This window comes from Oleiphilus sp. HI0086 (genome assembly GCF_001635225.1).
Genome location: NZ_LWFZ01001337.1, coordinates 1 through 691, shown reverse-complemented (window position 1 = coordinate 691; position 691 = coordinate 1). Strand labels below are relative to the sequence as shown.

General features: G+C 47.9%; 1 protein-coding gene and 1 pseudogene. One reads left to right on the top strand and one right to left on the bottom strand.

The annotated features are described in order from the left end of the window. Positions 1-452, top strand: a 452-nt coding sequence (locus A3756_RS23130; RefSeq protein WP_197481485.1) for an anhydro-N-acetylmuramic acid kinase, incomplete at its 5' end; no start/stop codon positions are given. Here the strand turns inward: A3756_RS23130 and A3756_RS28210 are convergent. Beyond that, positions 440-691: pseudogene (locus tag A3756_RS28210) on the bottom strand (FAD-dependent oxidoreductase); the annotation flags it as partial. The gene A3756_RS23130 and the pseudogene A3756_RS28210 sit on opposite strands and share 13 nt — an antisense overlap.

The following is a 691-nucleotide window of genomic DNA, read 5'->3' as shown; positions in this document are numbered from 1 at the left end:
TTATCGAAGATTTATTACAGGATTTTCTCGACGAGCCCTATTTCAAACAAACAGCACCCAAAAGCACCGGTAAAGAACTGTTTAACTCAGCATGGATAGCCAATAAGATTGCAAACAGCACATTCCAAAGCGAAGATATTCAGCGCACGCTACTCGAGCTAACGGCCAGCACAATTAGTAACAGCATCATCACCAGCACTAATGGTGATGGCTGCGACATCTTCGTCTGCGGCGGCGGCATCAATAATCAACTACTAATGACTCGCCTCCAAAACCTGCTTCCAAGCTATCGCTTAAGTTCAACCCTCGACCTGGGAATAGACCCGCAATTGGTTGAGGCCAGCGCTTTCGCCTGGTTAGCAAGACAAACACTGAACAACCTGCCAGGCAATGCCTGCTCCGTTACGGGAGCAAGCAAGAGCAAAATATTAGGTGGAATTTACCCCGCTTGAAGCGATTCCTTCGAAGCCTCTTCCGTATTTTGTTCTGGCTGCCACTTCTTTATTAACCCCATAACCTTGTAGCCTTTTACCCCCATCATTGCGCTAGCAGTCATCACACCTGCCATCAATGCGCCACCAACACCCGCAGTCACTACATCAGCACCGGTAAGGTAGAAGTTTTTAATCGGCGTTACCGGATGCAACCACGCCTGTTCAAAGCGCTCTACGCTATGGTCAATACCATAAAT